Consider the following 17,018-nt stretch of genomic DNA (forward strand, 5'->3'; position numbering starts at 1 on the left):
CGTCCCGGATTATCTGACATCCGACATCGCAGCAGGACAGCTTTATGAACTGGATCACCAACTACGTCCGGCCCCGGATCAACTCGATCTTTTCGCGGCGCGAGACCCCGGACAACCTTTGGACCAAATGCGATGAATGCGGCACCATGCTGTTTCACCGCGAGCTGTCGGACAATCTGAACGTCTGCACGAACTGCAATCATCACATGGCGATCACCCCGCGTGACCGGTTTATCGCGCTGTTCGACGGTGGCATTTTCACCCAGATCGACGTGCCCGCGCCCGTGGCAGACCCGCTCCAGTTCCGCGACCAAAAGAAATATCCCGACCGGATGAAAGCCGCCCAAAAGGGCACCGGCGAAGAAGAGGCAATGCTGGTGGCCGCAGGCGAGATCGGGCGCACGCCCATCATCGCAGCAGCGCAGGATTTCTCGTTCATGGCGGGATCCATGGGCATGTATGTCGGCAATGCGATCATTGCCGCAGCCGAAGAGGCGGTCAAACTGCGCCGCCCGCTGGTTCTGTTTTCCGCCGCAGGCGGTGCCCGGATGCAAGAGGGCATCCTGAGCCTGATGCAGATGCCGCGCACGACAGTGGCTGTGCAGATGCTGAAAGAGGCGGGCTTGCCTTACATCGTGGTGCTGACCCATCCGACCACGGGTGGGGTAACGGCGTCCTATGCGATGCTGGGGGACGTGCATATCGCTGAACCCAATGCGCTGATCTGCTTTGCCGGGCCGCGCGTGATCGAACAGACGATTCGTGAAAAACTGCCCGAAGGGTTCCAGCGCGCCGAGTACCTGCTGGATCACGGGATGCTGGACCGTGTGACCAGCCGGACCCAGATGCGCGACGAGTTGATCGGGATCACCCGCATGCTGATGGGCCTGCCGCCTGCCGTCAAAGGCGACCTGCCAGCGCCGACTGATATGCCCGAGCCCCAAGACGCCGAAGGCGACACTGCCGCGCCATGACCACCGCCGGATCGGATGCCATCCTGGCCCGGATGATGGCGCTGCACCCCAAGGTCATAGATCTGACGTTGGACCGTATGTGGCGGCTTCTGGATGCGCTGGGCAATCCACAAAACGATCTGCCGCCTGTGATCCACATCGCTGGCACAAATGGCAAAGGGTCGACGCAAGCGATGATCCGCGCCGGGCTTGAGGCGGCGGGCCACAGCGTCCACGCCTATACATCGCCCCATCTGGCACGGTTTCACGAGCGCATCCGCCTTGCCGGAACGCTGATCACCGAGCCCGCGCTGACCGCCTATCTGGACGAATGTTATGCCGCCAATGGTGGCACGGACATTACCTATTTCGAGATCACGACATGCGCGGCCCTGCTCGCCTTTGCGCGCACGCCTGCCGACTACACCCTGCTCGAGGTCGGGCTGGGCGGCAGGCTGGACGCCACCAATGTCATCGACACGCCCGAACTGACCGTGATCACCCCGGTCTCGATGGATCACGAGGCGTTCCTGGGCGACACATTGGCCGCGATTGCGGGCGAAAAGGCCGGGATCATCAAACGCCGTGTGCCCTGCGTCGTCGGTCCCCAGGACGAGGCGGGCATGGACGTGATCGAGGCGCAGGCCGCACGTCTCGGCGCGCCGCTTTTGGCCTATGGCCAGCACTGGCACGCCGCATCGGAACGCGACGGGATGGTCTATCAGGATGAAACCGGGCTGCTGGATCTGCCGCGTCCCGTGCTGCCGGGGGATCACCAGATCCAGAACGCAGGCATGGCGCTGGCCGCTCTGCGCCATCTCGGCTGTGAGGAGGCCGCGTGTACGGCTGCTGTGACGCAAGCCCACTGGCCTGCCCGGATGCAGCGGCTGGATACGGGGCCGCTGGCCGAGATCGCGCGCGCATCGGGGGCCGAGCTGTGGCTGGACGGTGGGCATAACCCGGCGGCGGGCAAGGCGCTGGCCGCGCATCTGTCCCGGCTGCCCGAACGGCCTACGTTTTTGATCTGCGGTATGCTAAATACCAAGGACGCGCGCGGCTACCTCGCCCCGCTGGCCGAGGTTGCGCAGGGCCTGACCGCTCTGTCGATCCCCGGTGAGGCGAACACCCTGCCTGCTGACGACACCGCCAAGGCCGCGCAGGCCGTGGGGCTGCCATCCGACACCGCCAGTGACGTGACAACCGCGCTGCGCCAGATCCTGGACCGGGTCCCATCGGCGCGGGTTCTGATTTGCGGGTCGCTGTACCTTGCCGGTGCGGTGTTGCGCGAAAACGCCTGATTTCACCTCGTCGCTGAAAATCCACCTATAGTAGACGCCACTGTATGTTGACCAAATAGGCGGAATTCTGCTATATTTTGCGGAATAACGCCGCGGATTTGGCACAATCACGCGGGTCAGGCTTTGGGGGAAGCGAAAATGTTCAGGCGGTGGGCCAAGGCGGCCAAGCAACCGGAATCGTCCGCAATTGACGACCCGGCATCCACATCAAACATCAAGATGCTGCTGATCGCGACTGCGTTCCTTTTGGTGACCATTGGCCTGATCCTTTTGCAGCCGGGCACGGACCCCAGCACCCAGCACGCAACTGCCGTGGACACGCCCGTGCCTGCCGTGGAACAGGTGGACGACATCGATGCACAGGTCAGCCGCTCTGACGCGTCGCTGCTGGAACTCGACACGCTTTCGGCCTCTGAAGCGGTCAGCCGCCAGTTGCGCCAACCCATCCGCCTCACCGATACCGACGCCAGCCGCAGCGACCTGCGCAGCCTCACAGCCACCGTTCTGGCCGGATTTGGGCATCAGGTGCAGAATGGCGACCGGTTGCAGTCCCTGCTGGTGCAGGCACTGACCGAAGGACAATCAAACGCCTATATCGACGCGCTGCTGAACACCGCAGCGGCGCGCGGCGAATTCAAGCCACCCATCCAGTTACAAATGTCGTCGGGCCGTCTCGATACCGAAACGCTGTTGCTGGCGCTGGTCCGCTACGCGCGCGGCTGACCGACGCTAAGCGGCCCAGTCGTCGCTTTGCATCTCGCGCAAACGCGACGCAGTACGTTCAAATTCGAATGTGCCTTCGCCCTCGAGATAGAGCATCTCGGGCAGTGCCGCCGCAGAACAAATCAACCGCACCCGCGCCTCGTACAGTGCGTCGATCAACGTTACGAACCGCTTGGCCTCGTTGAAATTGCTCCGCGACAGGCAAGGGATATCGTCGATCATCAGAACTTTGCACGCCGCGGCGATGGCCAGGAAATCGCCCGGTCCCAGAGGTTTGGCACACAGGTCAAAGAAACTGGCCCGCCCAACGCCGTTGCTGAACTGCGGCAACGTCACCGTGCGCCCCTTGATCGTCAGATCCAGTGCATGTGCATCCTGGCCGGACAAATCGGCCCAGATCGTGTTCATCTGGTCCCGTGCCTCGGCGCCCAGGGGCGAGAAATAGGTTGGGCTGCCGCTCAACCGGTCCTGCCTGTAGTCGGTGGGCGAGGCGAGTTCCCAGACCTCCATCCGTTCCTTGAGCAGGTCGATGAAAGGCACAAACAACTGACGGTTCAGCCCGTCCTTGTAGAGATCGTCGGGCACCCGGTTCGACGTCGTCACGACAACCACCCCGGCGGCAAACAGCGCCTCGAACAGGCGGCCAACAATCATGGCGTCGGTAATGTCAGTGATCTGCATCTCGTCAAAGGCCAGCAGCCGCACGGATGCGGCCACGTCCGCAGCCACAGGGGCAATCGCGTCGTCGACCCCTTGTTTGCGGGCCTCGTGCATCGCGGCGTGGATTTCCTGCATAAAGGCGTGGAAGTGCACGCGCCGCGCCGGGGCCTTGACCTGAGTGACAAAGAAATCCATGAGCATGGATTTGCCGCGCCCGACACCGCCCCACAGGTACAGCCCCTTGGGCGGTTCCGGTGCGCGGCGAAACAGCCCCCGTTTGACAGGTACCGCGAGGGCGGCGCGGATACGCTCGAACTGGGGCAGCACAGCCTCTTGCGCGTCGTCCCGATGCAACGTGCCGTCCGCGACAAGGGTATCATATGCCTGCATCAACGTGGTCATACCCCGTCGTAACGTGCCGCCGTCCCGGTGAAAAGACGCCTCGGATCAAGGAAACTAAAGCGACGCGCAGAATTCCTGATTTGACCTGCCCGCTGGCGTCCGTACTGTCGCCCCAACACGTCGGAGACCGCCCATGACTGCTCGCACCCCCCTGTTCACGCCCGTCCTGATTGTGGGCTGTGTGATCATAATGGTCAGCTTTTCGATCCGCGCGTCCTTTGGCGTGTTCCAGATCCCGATTGCGGAAGAGTTCGCCTGGGCGCGCGCGGAGTTTTCGATGGCCATCGCGATCCAGAACCTCGCATGGGGGATAGGTCAGCCGATCTTTGGTGCCATTGCCGAAAAGATCGGTGACCGGCGGTCGATTGTCATCGGGGCCTTTGTCTATGCAGCGGGCCTTGTGCTGTCGGCCTGGTCCACCACGCCGTTTGAGCATCAGATGTATGCGTGGCTTGTGGGCTTTGGCGTGGTTGGCACCGGTTTTGGCGTGATCCTCGCTGTGGTCGGGCGCGCGTCGAGCGACGAAAACCGCTCCATGAGCCTTGCGATCACGGCGGCGGCGGGGTCTGTCGGCCAGATCTTTGGCCCGCCTGTGGCCGAAGGGTTGCTGTCCAGCATGCCGTGGCAGAGCGTGTTTCTGATCTTTGCCGTGGCGATCATGGCCATTCTCCTGACCCTGCCGATGATGCGCGTGCCGGTGCTGGCATCCAAACACCAGCTTGAAGAAAGCCTTGGGCAGGTGCTGGTCAAAGCCTTTCGCGATCCGTCCTACACACTGATCTTTCTCGGATTTTTCTCCTGTGGCTATCAGGTTGCGTTCATCACGGCGCATTTCCCGGCCTTTGTGACCGAGTTGTGCGGCCCGATCCTGCCGGGGGGGATGCTGGACAACATGGGCATCTCGACCACCTCGGCCTTGGGCGCTGTGGCCATTTCGCTGATCGGGCTGGCCAATATCGCAGGCACCCTCGCCGCCGGGTGGGCGGGCAAGCGGTACTCGAAAAAGTACATCCTCGCGGGCATCTATGTGGGGCGGACCATCGTTGCCGCCTTGTTCATCATATTCCCGATCACGCCAGAGTCCGTGATCCTGTTTTCGATTGCTATGGGGTCTCTTTGGCTGGCCACTGTGCCACTGACCAGCGGGCTGGTCGCGCATATTTACGGGTTAAGGTACATGGGGACGCTCTATGGCATTATCTTTCTCAGCCACCAACTTGGCTCGTTCCTAGGCGTGTGGCTGGGTGGACGGCTTTATGACGTCTATGGCGACTATACGCTGGTCTGGTGGATCGGCGTGGGTGTCGGTGCCTTTAGCGCGATCATCCACCTGCCGATACGCGAACGCCCTCTGGCACAGACCGCCCCCGCCTAACCCCGCGAGGTACGGAACACCTCAAGCACCTGATCGGTGTGGGTGTAGGTGATGGAATGTGTGGCCTCTGGAACGACCACCTGCATCGCCTGCGGATTCCACTGTGCCAGCGTGTCCTTGCCGCTCACCGGGATGACATCGTCCTCTTCGGCCCAGATGGCCAGCACCGGCACACCGGCTGCAGCAATGGCGCGCTGTTGCTCTTCGGTTGTGTCGCGCAGAATGCCGCGCACCGACGCCAGCACCGCGGGAAAAAAGCCGCGCCTGTCCGTCTCGGCGGCTTGCAGGGCGGCAATGTCCGGCACACTGCTGGGCAGGTGCGCCTCTGCGCGGATGCCTTGGCGCAGCATGAACGGATAGACCAGCAAAAACAGCCAATCCCCGATCAGCGGCACATCCCGCGCCGTGCGCAGCTTGCCTCCGCCCAGATCGAACATGCCCGCAGGTGCCAGCAGGACCAGCTGTTTGACCGATCCGGGATGCTGTGCTGTGAAATGTGCGGCAATGGCCCCGCCCATGGAATAGCCGAACACGGTCAGGTGCCCTTTGACGTTCTCATGTGCCAACAGGTCCGTGATCTGCCGGACAAAGAACGCGGCATCCTGCTTGCCCCGTACCCGTTCCGACAGGCCCCTGCCATAGAGATCATAGACCAGCACCCGAAAACCCATCAGCGCCAGCCCCTTGGCCATGCCACGCCAGACAAAGGACGGTGTCGTCAGCCCATGGATGCACAGCGCCACCGGCCCGCGCTCCGGTCCCAGCCATTCGTAATGGGTCGTGCCTTGTGACAGCAGGGCAAACTGCCCCGTGGCGCGGGCGCGATCCTTTTCCGATATGCCCTTGCGGGTCCATTCGATGGTCAGCGGGACGGCCACGATGCCCAGCAGGATCAATACCACCCACATCATTGCGTGCGCCACCGATCCAGAATGTAGCGGCTGGTCATCAGGTCCAGATGTGCGCCGCCGCCGTTCTTGAACAGGGTGATATCGTCAGGCGCGCGGGTGAACCCGGCCAGGTCATAGTAATCCGCCTGCAAGTGATCGCGGGTGATGGTGCCTGCCTCGAGGGGGATCTTGATCTCTCCGATATGGCCGATGGTGGTGTCGTAACTGTCGACGAAAACCCGCGCCTTGGAAATCGCGGCATCATCCACCTCGCGCATGTCGGGGCGGTAGGCTCCGATCAGGTCGATGTGCTGACCGGGCTGCAACCACGCGCCACGGATCAGCGGCTCGGTCGACATGGTGGCGCTGGTGATGATGTCCGCCGCTTGCACGGCCGCCTCCAGATCATCCGCCACGCGCAGGCCGGGCCGTTCGGCGGCCATGGCCTCCGCGCTGGCGCGGGTGCGGTTCCAGACGGTGAATTCCGCCTGCGGGAATGCGGCGGTATAGGCATCGTGCAGCGACCGGCCCACCGTGCCTGCGCCCACGATCAGGATGCGCCGGCTGTCTGGCCGGGCCAGACGGCGCGCGGCCAACAGGCTGTCGCCGGCCGTCTTCCACTTGGTCACCAGATGGAAATCGACAATCGCCTCCAGCGTGCCATCACCATCGGCATAAAGGTTCACACCCCCGTTGATCATCGGAGCACCGCGTCCCGGATTGCCCGGAAACACCGTCGCCGTCTTGACCGCCATGCCCAGCCCGTTGATCCAGGCCGCCCGGCTCAGCAGCGTGTCGGGATCGCGATACAGAAACGTGTCCCCAATCTCGGCCCGCGGCAGATCATGCCCAGCCGCCAGCGCATCGGTCAGCCCGATCCAGTCCAGCAGCGCCTCACCTTCGGCAAAGGGAATAAAGGGGATGCTGCTCATGCGGCCTCGTCCGCCGTCAACAGCCCCTCGGCCACCAGCCGATCGGCCCAGCCCTGCGGCCCCTCAAACAGATGCGTGCGCCAGCCCCGTGTGGCGGCGGCCTCGATATTGTCGGCGCGGTCATCGGCAAAGATCAACGCATCCCCCGACAGCCCGCTGGCGTCCTCCAGCATCTGGTAGATCGTCGGATTCGGCTTGATCACGCCCATATGCCCCGAGATGAAATCCCGGTCGAACTGGCGCAGGAACGGATAGAACGTGGCCGCGTGGTCATAGGTCTGAATACCGAAATTCGTCAGCGAAAACACCGGCACGCCCTTGGCCTGCAACGCCCCCATCAGGCGCACGGAATGGTCGATCACGGGGGCGGCCATCTCGATCCAGCGGTCGTGCCACATGTGAATTTCGTCGCGCCATTCGGGATAGGCGTCGGCGGTGGCGTGCACGGTTTCGGTGAAATGGTGGCCCATGTCGACCTTGTCGTTCATGCCGTGCAGATCGACCGCCGCGAACATCGCGCGCCTGCGCGTCTCACCGATCACACTGTCGAAAAACCGCTCGGGCTGCCATTCGATCAGCACGTTCCCGATGTCGAATACCACTGCCTTGATCGTCATCGTTTTGCTGCCCTCAATTCCCGTTCCAATGCGTCCAGAAAACGCGATCTGTCCGCCTTGGTAAAGCCCTTGCCGCCGCCCTGACGAAATGGATCCGCCGCGCGCAGGTCGGCCATCAGGTCCCGCGTGGCCAGCACGTTGCCAATGTTGGCCGCCGTCAACGCCTCGCCATTGTGCTTGAGCACCCGCGCGCCCGCCTCGACGCACTTGGCCGCGAGCGGTATGTCGCCCGTGATCACCACGTCACCTACGCCCGCGCGATCCGCTATCCACATATCCGCCACGTCCGGGCCTTCGGGCACGATAACCGTCTCTACCAACGGGTTTTGCGACGGGCGCAAGCCGCCATTCGACACCACCTTCATCGGCACCTTGTGGCGGGTCGCGACCCGCTCGGCCTCTGCCTTAACAGGGCATGCATCCGCATCGATATAAAGCGTGGTCACGCCCACAGCGCCTCGGCGTGAAAGGCCACGTGATCTTCCATGAACGTCGAGACAAAGAAATAGGAATGGTCGTATCCCGGCTGCATCCGCAGGGTGATCTGCTGACGCTTGGCCGTTGCCGCCTCTGCCAGCGCCTCGGGTTTCAACAAATCGATGAACTGATCCGCCGTGCCCGTGTCGATCAGCATCGGCCCGTCAAACCCCCGATCACGCATGCACAGCGTTGCATCGTGGGGCGACCACAGGTCTTCATTGTTCCCCAAATATGCACCAAGCTGCTTGCGCCCCCAATCACTTGCGGTGGGGTTCACGATAGGCGCAAAGGCCGACATCGACCGGAACTGTCCCTGCGGGGACATCGCCATGGTCAGCGCCCCGTGGCCACCCATCGAATGCCCGGTGATCGACTGCCGGTCCATATCCAGCGCAAACTGATTGCCCAGCAGCTCGGGCAGGTCCTGCATCACATAATCCCACATCCGGTAATGCGCGGCCCAGGGCGCCTCGGTCGCGTTCACATAGAACCCCGCCCCCTTACCCAGGTCATAGCCATCGTCATCCGCAACGTCCTCGCCCCGGGGGGATGTGTCCGGAAAGACCAGCGCGATGCCATGCTCCGCCGCCCAGGCCTGCGCGCCCGCCTTGGTCATCGCGTTCTCGTGGGTGCAGGTCAGACCCGACAGATACCACAACAGCGGGACCGGCCCGTCCTGCGCCTCTTGGGGCAGGAACAGGCCAAAGGTCATGTCGCAGGCGCATGCAGCAGACCGGTGGGAATAGACACCTTGGGTGCCGCCAAAGCACGCGTTTTCCGAGATCGTATCCATGGGACGTTCCTTTCGTTTGTTCTTGGCTATCGGGCCAGTGCGCCCACGGCAAGTTTGCGGTGCCTCAGCCGCGCTTTAATTTGCGCGCCGATGGGTCAACTAACCCAGGCGATAACGGCGGTGAGTGTGACGAGGCTCAGGGCGGTCGATACGAGGATAGCGGCCGACACCCGCTGCGGTGCGACGCCGTAATGCTGGGCGAGCATATAGATGTTGCCCGCCACGGGCATGGCGGCACAGGCAATGATCATCGCCGCGCCAAAGGGTTCGACGTGGAACAGGTAGATCGCGGAAAAGGCGACAAAGGCTGGATGCAGCACCAGCTTGCAGAAACTCAGCCAGCCCGCAATCTCGATCCGCTCGGTTGTTTTCGACGCCAGCGACGCGCCTATGGCAAAGAGCGCGCCGGGCGTGGCGGCCCCACCCAGAATGCTGAGAAAGTCGTTCATCGGCGCGGGGATCGGAATCCGCAACCCCGCCCACAAGAGGCCGGTGGCCATGGCCACGATCATCGGGTTCTTGATCAACCCGATGCCGATGGTTTTGAAAATGCCAACGGACATCCGCCCATCCCGGCCAACGGTGATCAGGATGACAATCAGGCTTGAGAACACGATCAGGTCAGTCGCCAGCACCAGCATGACCGGCCCAATCGCCTGCGGACCAAAGAGCAGGACCAGCATCGGCAGCCCCAGAAACCCCGCGTTGCCGATCACGGCGCATTGCGCCTCGACCGCGTTGGTGGCCACATCCAGCTTGCGCAGGAACCCGACCAGCGTGGCAATCCCGTAGACAAAGGCCGTGCCCCACAGATACGCGGCGACCAGACGACCATCCCACACCTGCGCCAGTTCCAGATTGGCTGCAAAACGAAAGATCATCGCCGACAGGGCAAAGTAGAACACGAATTTTGTCAGATAGGCCGTGGCCTCTGCGCTGAAGAACCGCGTGCGCCCCGCCCAATAGCCCAGACCGATGAGGGCAAAGAAGGGGAGCGTCTTGAACAGGATCGGCAACATGGATCAGGGATAGCGCGCCGCGCGGCTGCTATCCACTGCCGATCAGGACTCCAGCGGCAAAAACCAGTGCGCCCCCCACAACAACTTGCAGCGTGGCGCGCCAGAACGGCGTGTCCATGTACTTGTTCTGGATCCAGGCGATGGCCCACAGTTCCACGAACACCACAAGGATCGCGGTGATCGTCGCGGTCCAGAAATCGGGGATGAGGTAGGGCAGGGCGTGCCCCAACCCGCCCACCGTTGTCATGATGCCCGAGGCAAAGCCGCGCTTGACCGGTGAGCCGCGCCCAGACAATTCGCCATCATCCGACGCGGCCTCGGTAAAGCCCATGGAGATACCCGCGCCCACCGATGCGGCCAGCCCGACGAGGAACGTGGTCCACGTGTCCTGGGTGGCAAAGGCGACGGCAAAGATCGGCGCGAGAGTCGAAACCGACCCGTCCATCAGTCCCGCGAGACCGGGTTGCACATAGGTCAGGATGAACTGGCGGCGGTCCTTGTCATCTTCGGCGGACCGGGTGTCGGGATCGAGATGTTGATCGTTCAGCGTCTCGGCTTTGGCTTCGTGCCCGGCCTCGGCGGCGGCAAGATCACCCAGCAGCTTGCGTGTGGCGGCATCCGTGGTGCGCGCGGCGGCAGCGGCATAGAACCGTTCCGCGTCCCGTTCCATCGCCTCGGCCTCGGAACGGATGCGGTCAAGGCTGAGGTTTTCGACCAGCCACACCGGGCGGCGCGCGTAGTAGCCTGACACATGCTCGCGCCGGATCAGGGGTATCGTGTCGCCGAAACGGCTGCGGTGCAGGTCGATCAGACGGGCGCGGTGGTCGTCCTCTTCGGTGGCCATACCGTCGAACACTGCGGCACTGGCGGGATAGTCGCCGCGCAGCCGATCTGCATAGCCGCGATAGATGCGGGCGTCGTCTTCCTCGGAGGAAATGGCGAGGGCCAGGACCTCTTGTTCGCTGAGATCGCGAAACCGCTTGCGCTGAATGGAGAACCGCATTTCCAACCCTCTTTTAGAATTATTCTAATATATGATGACACCCGTGACACAAGTTGCAAGACGGGGGTGCGGCGATTTTTCTGTAGAAACTGAACGGATCGGTTTATGTTAAGACCTGACTTGGCTGCTGGAATATCCATGAACGACGCAACTCCCATTGTCCGTAAGGGCCGCAAATTCGATCAGGTGCTCGAGGGCGCGCGGCTGGTTTTCATGGCGGATGGGTTCGAAGGCGCCAGTGTGGATGACATCGCCAAAGCGGCTCAAGTCAGCAAAGCGACGCTCTATAGCTACTTTCCCGACAAGCGGTTGTTGTTCATGGAAGTGGCCAACATGGAGTGCGCCCGCCAGAGCCAGACCGCCATCGACAACATCGACATGAGCGCGCCGCCGCGCGACGTGTTGTGTCAGGTTGGCAAGCATTTCCTGCGGTTCATCACGTCCCAGTTCGGGCAGCAGGTGTTTCGCATCTGTGTGGCGGAATCGGATCGGTTTCCCGAGATCGGGCGGGCGTTCTACAAATCCGGGCCTGAGCGGATGCGGGCAGAGATGGGTGACTATTTTCAGGCGGCGGTGGACCGTGGTGAGCTGCGGGTTGATGACCTGACGCTGGCGGCGGATCAGTTCGGAGAGCTGTGCAAAGCCGACTTGTGGCCGCGCCTGATTTTCGGGGTGATCGACAGCGTGTCCGAGGCAGACATTGACCGGGTGGTCGACAGCGCGGTCGAGACGTTCCTGGCGCGCTACGGCGTCTGATCCAAGACATCTGACGACTCGACTCAGGACCGCGCCTCAGCTTAATTTGCGTGAGAACATATAGTGAACATTTGTGTATGCCTGACCGCCGTATCCTGTCCCTGTGGTTCCCTCGATTGGGGGCGGAACGCCTGATCCGGCGTCAACCGATGCTGGCCGATCAGCCGGTTGCCATTGTCGAGGACCAGCAAAACATGCAGGTGATCACCGCCCTGAGCGGGGTCGCGCAGGCGCAGGGTTTGCAGGTGGGCCAGCCGGTGCGGGACGCGCATGCGATGTGTCCGGGGCTTTTGACCTATGCCCGCAGCGCACCGGGAGAGGCGCGGTTTCTTGAGGCGCTGCAGCGCTGGGCGGGCAAGTTCAGCCCGTGGGTCGCGCCGGAGGACGGGGACGCGCTTGTGGTGGACTTGACGGGGTGTGCGCATCTGTTTGGCGGCGAGGCAGAGCTGATGCAGGTGGTGCAGGATGACTGCACCGACCTGGGGCTGAGCGTGTTGATGGGGCTGGCCGACACGCGCGGCGCAGCCTGGGCGCTGGCGCGTTACGCGGGGCGGGCCGCTGCGTCGGACCGGTCCGGCGATGCCATCGACCAGGAGGCCCGCGCCACCCGGTCGCGCGCAGGCAAGCGGCGGCACTGGACCAAGGGCGGCGCCGCCCCGCCGGTGGTGGCGCGGGCGGGCAATGTCACCCGCATTGCGCCGCCGGGCCAGACCTATGGCGCGCTGTCGCCCCTGCCCATTGCCGCATTGCGGCTGGAGCCGGAGGTCGCCGCCCAGTTGGGGCGGTTGGGCCTGCGCCGTGTGGGGGACCTGCTGGGCCAGCCACGGGCCGGGTTGGCGCGGCGGTTTGGCCGTGGATTGGTGATGCGGATGGACCAGGCCATGGGCAGCGCACCCGAGCCGGTTTCCCCTGCCAGATCGCCGGAACATTTTGCCGTGCGCATGACCTTGCCGGACCCCATCGGCCTCGTCGAAGACGTGATGGCCGCAGTTGACCGCCTCCTGCCCCGCCTATGCAAAACGCTGAAAGATAAGGGAAAAGGTGCGCGGCGTGTGATGTTGCAGGCCTACCGCAGTGATCATGCGGTTGAGGCAGTAGAGGTGGGGCTGGCCCGTCCCAGTCACGACCCGCAACGGATCCGACCACTGCTGGAGATGAAGGTTGACGAGATCGACGCGGGCTTTGGCATCGACATGCTGCGGCTGGTGGCGGTGCAGGTCGAGCCGGTGCATGACGCGATGGCCGTGGGCCACCTGCAGGCGGGGGCGGCGGTGCAGGCGCGGCTGAACAATGCCAACGCGTTGGACGACCTGATCGGGCGACTGGGCGCGCGGGTGGGGCTGGACGCGATCCGGCGCATTCAGCCTGCCGACAGCAACATCCCCGAGAAGTCTCAGAAGGTGCTGGCCGCGGCCTGGTCCAAGCCGCATGAGGGGCCGTGGCCCAAGCCGAGCAACCCGCGACCGCTGCTGCTGTGGCACCCCGAACCGGTCCACGCCCCGGCCACGCCGCGCCTGCCGAAAACCTTTCGCTGGCGGGGCCGTGATCTGGTGCGGCAGCGTGCGCTGGGGCCTGAACGGATCGCGCCGGAATGGTGGCTGGACGACCCGAACTGGCGCAGCGGCACGCGGGACTATTGGGTGACGGACACGGAGGACGGTCAGCGGCTGTGGCTGTTCTATGCGCATGGCGGGGCGATGTCGCCGGGGTGGTTTTGTCATGGATCCTTTGCCTGACCGCACGGTCGGGTTAATGCAGCGTGCGCTGGGCAGAGGTGGGCAAAACTGTGCAGTTTCACGCGCAAACTGTACGTTTTGCGCGGTCTGGAAACCGGCCGAAACGGCGCAATATCGGGAAAGTGTGCAGTTTCCCCGGCAAACTGTACAGTTTACGGCGGCTTGGCCCCCGCATCCGCGTTAACCCGCTGGTAAGGGCTTGTGCCGCGTTAACCTTGGTTAAAATTTGCTGAACAAATGAAGCGGGCAGGTGGGTGTGACGCCCGATCCGCGCGCGCCGGGCGCTAGGCCGGGTCCGCGTCAATCCGTTTGACCAGCACAAAGGTCAGGATCACGGCCACGAGGAGGCAGGCGGCACCCACACACCAGGCGACGGGCGTGGAGTAGATCTCTGCGATTGCGCCGACGGCCATCAGGCCCACTGCGGCACCCAATTGCTGTATCAACGACCTCAGAGACAGCATCGTGGACCGTTGGTGGTCCGGGACGCATGTGTGCAGGATGCTGCTGGCCGGTGTTTCGCTGGCACCCAGCACGATGGAATAGAGAATGAAGGCGGCAACAAAGCCCGCGATGCCAGCCTGAAGCGCCAGCGCAATCTGGAGGCCAGCGAGGCAGGCAAAGGTCGCCATAAGCGTGACTGCGTGCCGCCGGTTGAACATCCGGCTGATCCAAGGGGACAGCCACGCGCCAAATGCAATGGAAAAGAAATAGGTCGCGGTCAGGACGCCAATCAGCGTGTTGGCATAGCCCGCGTCGAGCATGGGCCGTGCGTGGGTTGGCCAGATCACCTCGACCGGGTTGGTGGCCATGAGGGCCAGCGCCAAGGCCGCCAAGAGCACCGACAGTGTGGGGTGTTTCAGCGCCAGACGCCCCGCGTCCCCGATCACGGTGGGGACATTCGAGAACCCGTACCACAGCGCGTTGGGGGCCAGTGTGCGCGGTGTTTCGGTGATGGCAAGGACGGTGAAGGCGAAGACGCCGAGCATCACGCCAAAGCTGGTCACATAGGAGACGTCATAGACGCTGAACCCGTATGTCACGGCCTGTGCGCCCAGAAGGTCCGGCAGGACGCCGCCCGCAACCGCGCCAATCGCGAGACCCATGGCATTGGCCCATTGCGCCTGGGCCAGGGCGGGCTGCACGTCGGTGTGCGGCGCGGTGGTTTTGAAGGTTTCGACAAACCACGCATCCAACGTGCCCGAGCGCAGGGCGCGCCCAAAGCCGATGCAGACAAAGGAGAGCGCGAGGACGTAGAAGTCGCGGGTTGCGAGAAAGAGCGCGATGGATATCAAGCTGGCGACCACAGCGGCGAGGAAGACCGGTTTGCGGCCTATGCTGTCGGCCAGCCCGCCAAACGGGAGTTCGAGCGTCATGGTGGTCAGCGCGTAGATCCCGAAGAGCACGGATATCTGAAACAGGTCCATGCCACGGTCGGTCAGCGCCAACGCCACAACGGCAACTGTCAGGCCCATCGCAAAGCGGTCGAGGAACTGGTGTATCTGAAACGTCCGAATGTGTCGCTGCGCCGGGCCGGGCAGCGCGGAAAAAGAGAATTCGGTTTCAGGGGCCATGGGTGGACTATTGGCGTTGTTGCCGGTGCGCACAACTGTTTAAGCGGCTTGGTGCGTATGGTGCGGTTACCGGTTGTCGACGATGCGCACGGCCTTGCCCTGGGACCGGGCGACCGATCCGGGTGCGCCGACTGTGACCTGAACCGAGATGCCGATGCTGTCCTTGATCCGGGCGGCGAGGGCTGTGCCTGCGGCCGGGTCTGGCCCTTCGCAGCGGATTTCCATTACGTCCATGCGGTCGGGTTTGGTCAGTTCGATCTGGAAGTGCGGGGCGAGGCCAGGGGTGGCCATCAGGCATTCTTCGATCTGGGTCGGGAAGACGTTGACACCGCGCAGGATGATCATGTCGTCGCTGCGGCCTGTGACCTTTTCCATGCGGCGCATGCTGCGCGCTGTGCCGGGCAGCAGGCGAGTGAGGTCGCGGGTGCGGTAGCGGATGATCGGGAACGCTTCCTTGGTCAGGGAGGTGAAGACCAGTTCGCCCATCTCGCCGTCGGCGACGGGTTGGCCGGTGGTGGGGTCGATGATTTCGGGGAAAAAGTGGTCTTCCCAGATGTGGAGGCCGTCTTTGGTTTCGACGCATTCCATGGAGACGCCGGGGCCGATGACCTCGCTCAGACCGTAGATGTCGACGGCGTGCATGTCGAAGGCCTGTTCGATTTCGGTGCGCATGGCGTTGGTCCAGGGTTCGGCGCCGAAGATGCCGACCTCGAGGCTGGAGGCGCGGGGGTCGAGGCCCTGTTCGTGGAATTCGTCGAGCACGGAGAGTGCGTAGGAGGGGGTGATGGTGATGCCCTTGGGTTTGAAGTCTTGGATCAGGCGGACCTGTCTGGGGGTCATGCCACCCGAGATGGGAATTGTGCTGAGGCCCAGTGCGTCGGCGCCGAGGTGGATGCCGAGCCCGCCGGTAAAGAGGCCGTAGCCGTAGGCGTTGTGCAAGAGGTCACCCGGCTGCATCCCCGCCGCGCGCAGGGAGCGAGCGACGACCTGGCCCCAGTGGTCCAAGTCGGATTGGGTGTAGCCCACGACGGTCGGTTGCCCGGTGGTGCCGGAGGAGGCGTGGATGCGTTTGACCTGATCCCGTGGCACGGCGAACATGCCGAAGGGGTAATTTGCACGCAGGTCGGATTTCACGGTGAAGGGGAATTTGGCCAGGTCGGACAGGTCGGTCAGGTCGTCGGGGTGCACGCCTGCCGCGTCGAAGGCCTGGGTATAGTGCGGGACGTTGGCGTAGGCATGTGCCAGCGACCAGCGCAGGCGGTCGGTCTGAAGGGCCGTGATTTCATCGCGGCTGGCGATTTCGATAGGGTCCAGCGTGCTACGGTCGGGGGTGAGATCCTTCATGGCTGGTCCTCGTCGAAATGGGTGCCGGAGATGGTGCGGGACAGGCCGCGGAAGAGGGCGACCGTGCGGCCGTCACTGCCGGTGACGGTGACGTCATAGGTGCCGGAGCGGCCCTGGCGGGCTGTTTCGGTCGCGGTGGCGGTCAGGGTTTCGCCGGGTTGGCCCGGCGAGAGGTAGGTGATCTGGTTTTGCTGGGCCACGGTCAGGGTGTTGTAGGTGTTGCAGGCAAAGGCAAAGGCGCTGTCGGCGAGAGTGAAGATCATGCCGCCGTGGCATATGCCGTGGCCGTTCAGCATATCAGGCCGCACGGTCATGGTGAGTGTTGCCGTGCCGGGGCCGACATCGGCAATTGCGAGGCCCAGCGACTGGCTGGCGACATCCTTGGCCCACATCGCCTCGGCGCAGCGGGTGGCACGGTCGTTCGGGGTCATTGCGGCCTCATGTGTTTCCGATTGACCTAGTG

17 protein-coding genes are annotated in these 17,018 nt (G+C 63.5%); 6 read left to right on the forward strand and 11 right to left on the reverse strand.

The annotated features are described in order from the left end of the window. Positions 1-44 precede the first annotated feature (44 nt). The 3 genes from accD (at position 45) to Q0936_RS01320 (ending at position 2,974) form a co-directional block, all read left to right on the forward strand. Entirely contained in the window at positions 45-974 is a 930-nt protein-coding gene (accD, locus tag Q0936_RS01310) for an acetyl-CoA carboxylase, carboxyltransferase subunit beta (RefSeq protein WP_299298799.1), read from the forward strand. Further along, a complete protein-coding gene (locus Q0936_RS01315; RefSeq protein WP_299298802.1) occupies positions 971-2,251 on the forward strand; it encodes a folylpolyglutamate synthase/dihydrofolate synthase family protein in 1,281 nt (426 codons plus the stop codon). Before accD ends, Q0936_RS01315 begins: the two co-directional genes overlap by 4 nt. A 138-nt stretch (positions 2,252-2,389) precedes the next feature. Next, the gene (locus tag Q0936_RS01320) at positions 2,390-2,974 is read left to right on the forward strand and encodes a hypothetical protein (protein ID WP_299139307.1); all 585 of its coding nucleotides are present in this window, start codon (positions 2,390-2,392) and stop codon (positions 2,972-2,974) included. 6 nt (positions 2,975-2,980) lie between these two features. On the opposite strand, the gene zapE is transcribed toward Q0936_RS01320, so the two are convergent. Continuing rightward, complete coding sequence (zapE, locus tag Q0936_RS01325) at positions 2,981-4,036, reverse strand: cell division protein ZapE (protein ID WP_299377812.1); 1,056 nt, start codon at positions 4,034-4,036, stop codon at positions 2,981-2,983. A gap of 133 nt (positions 4,037-4,169) precedes the next feature. Here zapE and Q0936_RS01330 point away from each other — a divergent pair, with 133 nt between their 5' ends. Continuing rightward, complete coding sequence (locus Q0936_RS01330) at positions 4,170-5,411, forward strand: MFS transporter (RefSeq protein ID WP_299296996.1); 1,242 nt, start codon at positions 4,170-4,172, stop codon at positions 5,409-5,411. On the opposite strand, the gene Q0936_RS01335 is transcribed toward Q0936_RS01330, so the two are convergent. From Q0936_RS01335 to mbfA, 7 genes are all read right to left on the reverse strand, one after another. Further along, positions 5,408-6,322: an alpha/beta hydrolase gene (locus Q0936_RS01335; RefSeq protein WP_299296999.1), complete on the reverse strand. Its 915-nt coding sequence runs from the start codon at positions 6,320-6,322 to the stop codon at positions 5,408-5,410. The two genes, Q0936_RS01330 and Q0936_RS01335, sit on opposite strands and share 4 nt — an antisense overlap. Beyond that, entirely contained in the window at positions 6,319-7,233 is a 915-nt protein-coding gene (locus tag Q0936_RS01340) for an ornithine cyclodeaminase (protein WP_299297001.1), read from the reverse strand. The genes Q0936_RS01335 and Q0936_RS01340 overlap by 4 nt, the downstream gene beginning before the upstream one ends. Beyond that, on the reverse strand, positions 7,230-7,850 hold the full coding sequence (locus tag Q0936_RS01345) for an HAD family phosphatase (RefSeq protein WP_299297003.1): 621 nt from the start codon (positions 7,848-7,850) through the stop codon (positions 7,230-7,232). The genes Q0936_RS01340 and Q0936_RS01345 overlap by 4 nt, the downstream gene beginning before the upstream one ends. Beyond that, positions 7,847-8,296, reverse strand: a complete 450-nt coding sequence (locus tag Q0936_RS01350) for a YaiI/YqxD family protein (RefSeq protein ID WP_299377815.1) — start codon at positions 8,294-8,296, stop codon at positions 7,847-7,849. The genes Q0936_RS01345 and Q0936_RS01350 overlap by 4 nt, the downstream gene beginning before the upstream one ends. Further along, positions 8,293-9,123, reverse strand: coding sequence for an S-formylglutathione hydrolase (gene fghA, locus Q0936_RS01355; protein ID WP_299295986.1), 831 nt, complete (start codon positions 9,121-9,123; stop codon positions 8,293-8,295). The genes Q0936_RS01350 and fghA overlap by 4 nt, the downstream gene beginning before the upstream one ends. Positions 9,124-9,218: 95 nt before the next feature. Further along, a complete protein-coding gene (locus Q0936_RS01360) occupies positions 9,219-10,142 on the reverse strand; it encodes an AEC family transporter (protein ID WP_299295988.1) in 924 nt (307 codons plus the stop codon). Between the two features lie 28 nt (positions 10,143-10,170). Then, the gene (gene mbfA, locus Q0936_RS01365) at positions 10,171-11,145 is read right to left on the reverse strand and encodes an iron exporter MbfA (protein ID WP_299139287.1); all 975 of its coding nucleotides are present in this window, start codon (positions 11,143-11,145) and stop codon (positions 10,171-10,173) included. Between the two features lie 138 nt (positions 11,146-11,283). On the opposite strand from mbfA, the gene Q0936_RS01370 reads away from it, so the two are divergent. Continuing rightward, positions 11,284-11,901, forward strand: coding sequence for a TetR/AcrR family transcriptional regulator (locus tag Q0936_RS01370; protein WP_299295991.1), 618 nt, complete (start codon positions 11,284-11,286; stop codon positions 11,899-11,901). Between the two features lie 77 nt (positions 11,902-11,978). Further along, positions 11,979-13,637 (forward strand): DNA polymerase Y family protein, encoded by a 1,659-nt coding sequence (locus Q0936_RS01375; protein ID WP_299377819.1) that lies wholly within the window; start codon positions 11,979-11,981, stop codon positions 13,635-13,637. A 284-nt stretch (positions 13,638-13,921) separates the two neighbouring features. On the opposite strand, the gene Q0936_RS01380 is transcribed toward Q0936_RS01375, so the two are convergent. From Q0936_RS01380 to paaI, 3 genes are all read right to left on the reverse strand, one after another. Then, on the reverse strand, positions 13,922-15,211 hold the full coding sequence (locus tag Q0936_RS01380) for an MFS transporter (protein WP_299296899.1): 1,290 nt from the start codon (positions 15,209-15,211) through the stop codon (positions 13,922-13,924). A gap of 66 nt (positions 15,212-15,277) precedes the next feature. Continuing rightward, positions 15,278-16,555, reverse strand: a complete 1,278-nt coding sequence (gene paaK / locus Q0936_RS01385) for a phenylacetate--CoA ligase PaaK (protein ID WP_299296902.1) — start codon at positions 16,553-16,555, stop codon at positions 15,278-15,280. Beyond that, positions 16,552-16,986, reverse strand: coding sequence for a hydroxyphenylacetyl-CoA thioesterase PaaI (gene paaI, locus Q0936_RS01390; RefSeq protein ID WP_299296904.1), 435 nt, complete (start codon positions 16,984-16,986; stop codon positions 16,552-16,554). The genes paaK and paaI overlap by 4 nt, the downstream gene beginning before the upstream one ends. Positions 16,987-17,018: the final 32 nt, after the last annotated feature.

The organism is uncultured Tateyamaria sp. (assembly GCF_947488715.1).
GTDB lineage: Bacteria > Pseudomonadota > Alphaproteobacteria > Rhodobacterales > Rhodobacteraceae > Tateyamaria.

What these genes read in the sequence shown, in the direction of transcription:
- accD (WP_299298799.1), top strand. Translation starts at nt 45, where the DNA reads ATGAACTGGATCACCAACTACGTCCGGCCCCGGATCAACTCGATCTTT.
- Q0936_RS01315 (WP_299298802.1), top strand. Translation starts at nt 971, where the DNA reads ATGACCACCGCCGGATCGGATGCCATCCTGGCCCGGATGATGGCGCTG.
- Q0936_RS01320 (WP_299139307.1), top strand. Translation starts at nt 2,390, where the DNA reads ATGTTCAGGCGGTGGGCCAAGGCGGCCAAGCAACCGGAATCGTCCGCA.
- zapE (WP_299377812.1), bottom strand. Translation starts at nt 4,036, where the DNA reads ATGACCACGTTGATGCAGGCATATGATACCCTTGTCGCGGACGGCACG.
- Q0936_RS01330 (WP_299296996.1), top strand. Translation starts at nt 4,170, where the DNA reads ATGACTGCTCGCACCCCCCTGTTCACGCCCGTCCTGATTGTGGGCTGT.
- Q0936_RS01335 (WP_299296999.1), bottom strand. Translation starts at nt 6,322, where the DNA reads ATGATGTGGGTGGTATTGATCCTGCTGGGCATCGTGGCCGTCCCGCTG.
- Q0936_RS01340 (WP_299297001.1), bottom strand. Translation starts at nt 7,233, where the DNA reads ATGAGCAGCATCCCCTTTATTCCCTTTGCCGAAGGTGAGGCGCTGCTG.
- Q0936_RS01345 (WP_299297003.1), bottom strand. Translation starts at nt 7,850, where the DNA reads ATGACGATCAAGGCAGTGGTATTCGACATCGGGAACGTGCTGATCGAA.
- fghA (WP_299295986.1), bottom strand. Translation starts at nt 9,123, where the DNA reads ATGGATACGATCTCGGAAAACGCGTGCTTTGGCGGCACCCAAGGTGTC.
- Q0936_RS01360 (WP_299295988.1), bottom strand. Translation starts at nt 10,142, where the DNA reads ATGTTGCCGATCCTGTTCAAGACGCTCCCCTTCTTTGCCCTCATCGGT.
- mbfA (WP_299139287.1), bottom strand. Translation starts at nt 11,145, where the DNA reads ATGCGGTTCTCCATTCAGCGCAAGCGGTTTCGCGATCTCAGCGAACAA.
- Q0936_RS01370 (WP_299295991.1), top strand. Translation starts at nt 11,284, where the DNA reads ATGAACGACGCAACTCCCATTGTCCGTAAGGGCCGCAAATTCGATCAG.
- Q0936_RS01375 (WP_299377819.1), top strand. Translation starts at nt 11,979, where the DNA reads ATGCCTGACCGCCGTATCCTGTCCCTGTGGTTCCCTCGATTGGGGGCG.
- Q0936_RS01380 (WP_299296899.1), bottom strand. Translation starts at nt 15,211, where the DNA reads ATGGCCCCTGAAACCGAATTCTCTTTTTCCGCGCTGCCCGGCCCGGCG.
- paaK (WP_299296902.1), bottom strand. Translation starts at nt 16,555, where the DNA reads ATGAAGGATCTCACCCCCGACCGTAGCACGCTGGACCCTATCGAAATC.
- paaI (WP_299296904.1), bottom strand. Translation starts at nt 16,986, where the DNA reads ATGACCCCGAACGACCGTGCCACCCGCTGCGCCGAGGCGATGTGGGCC.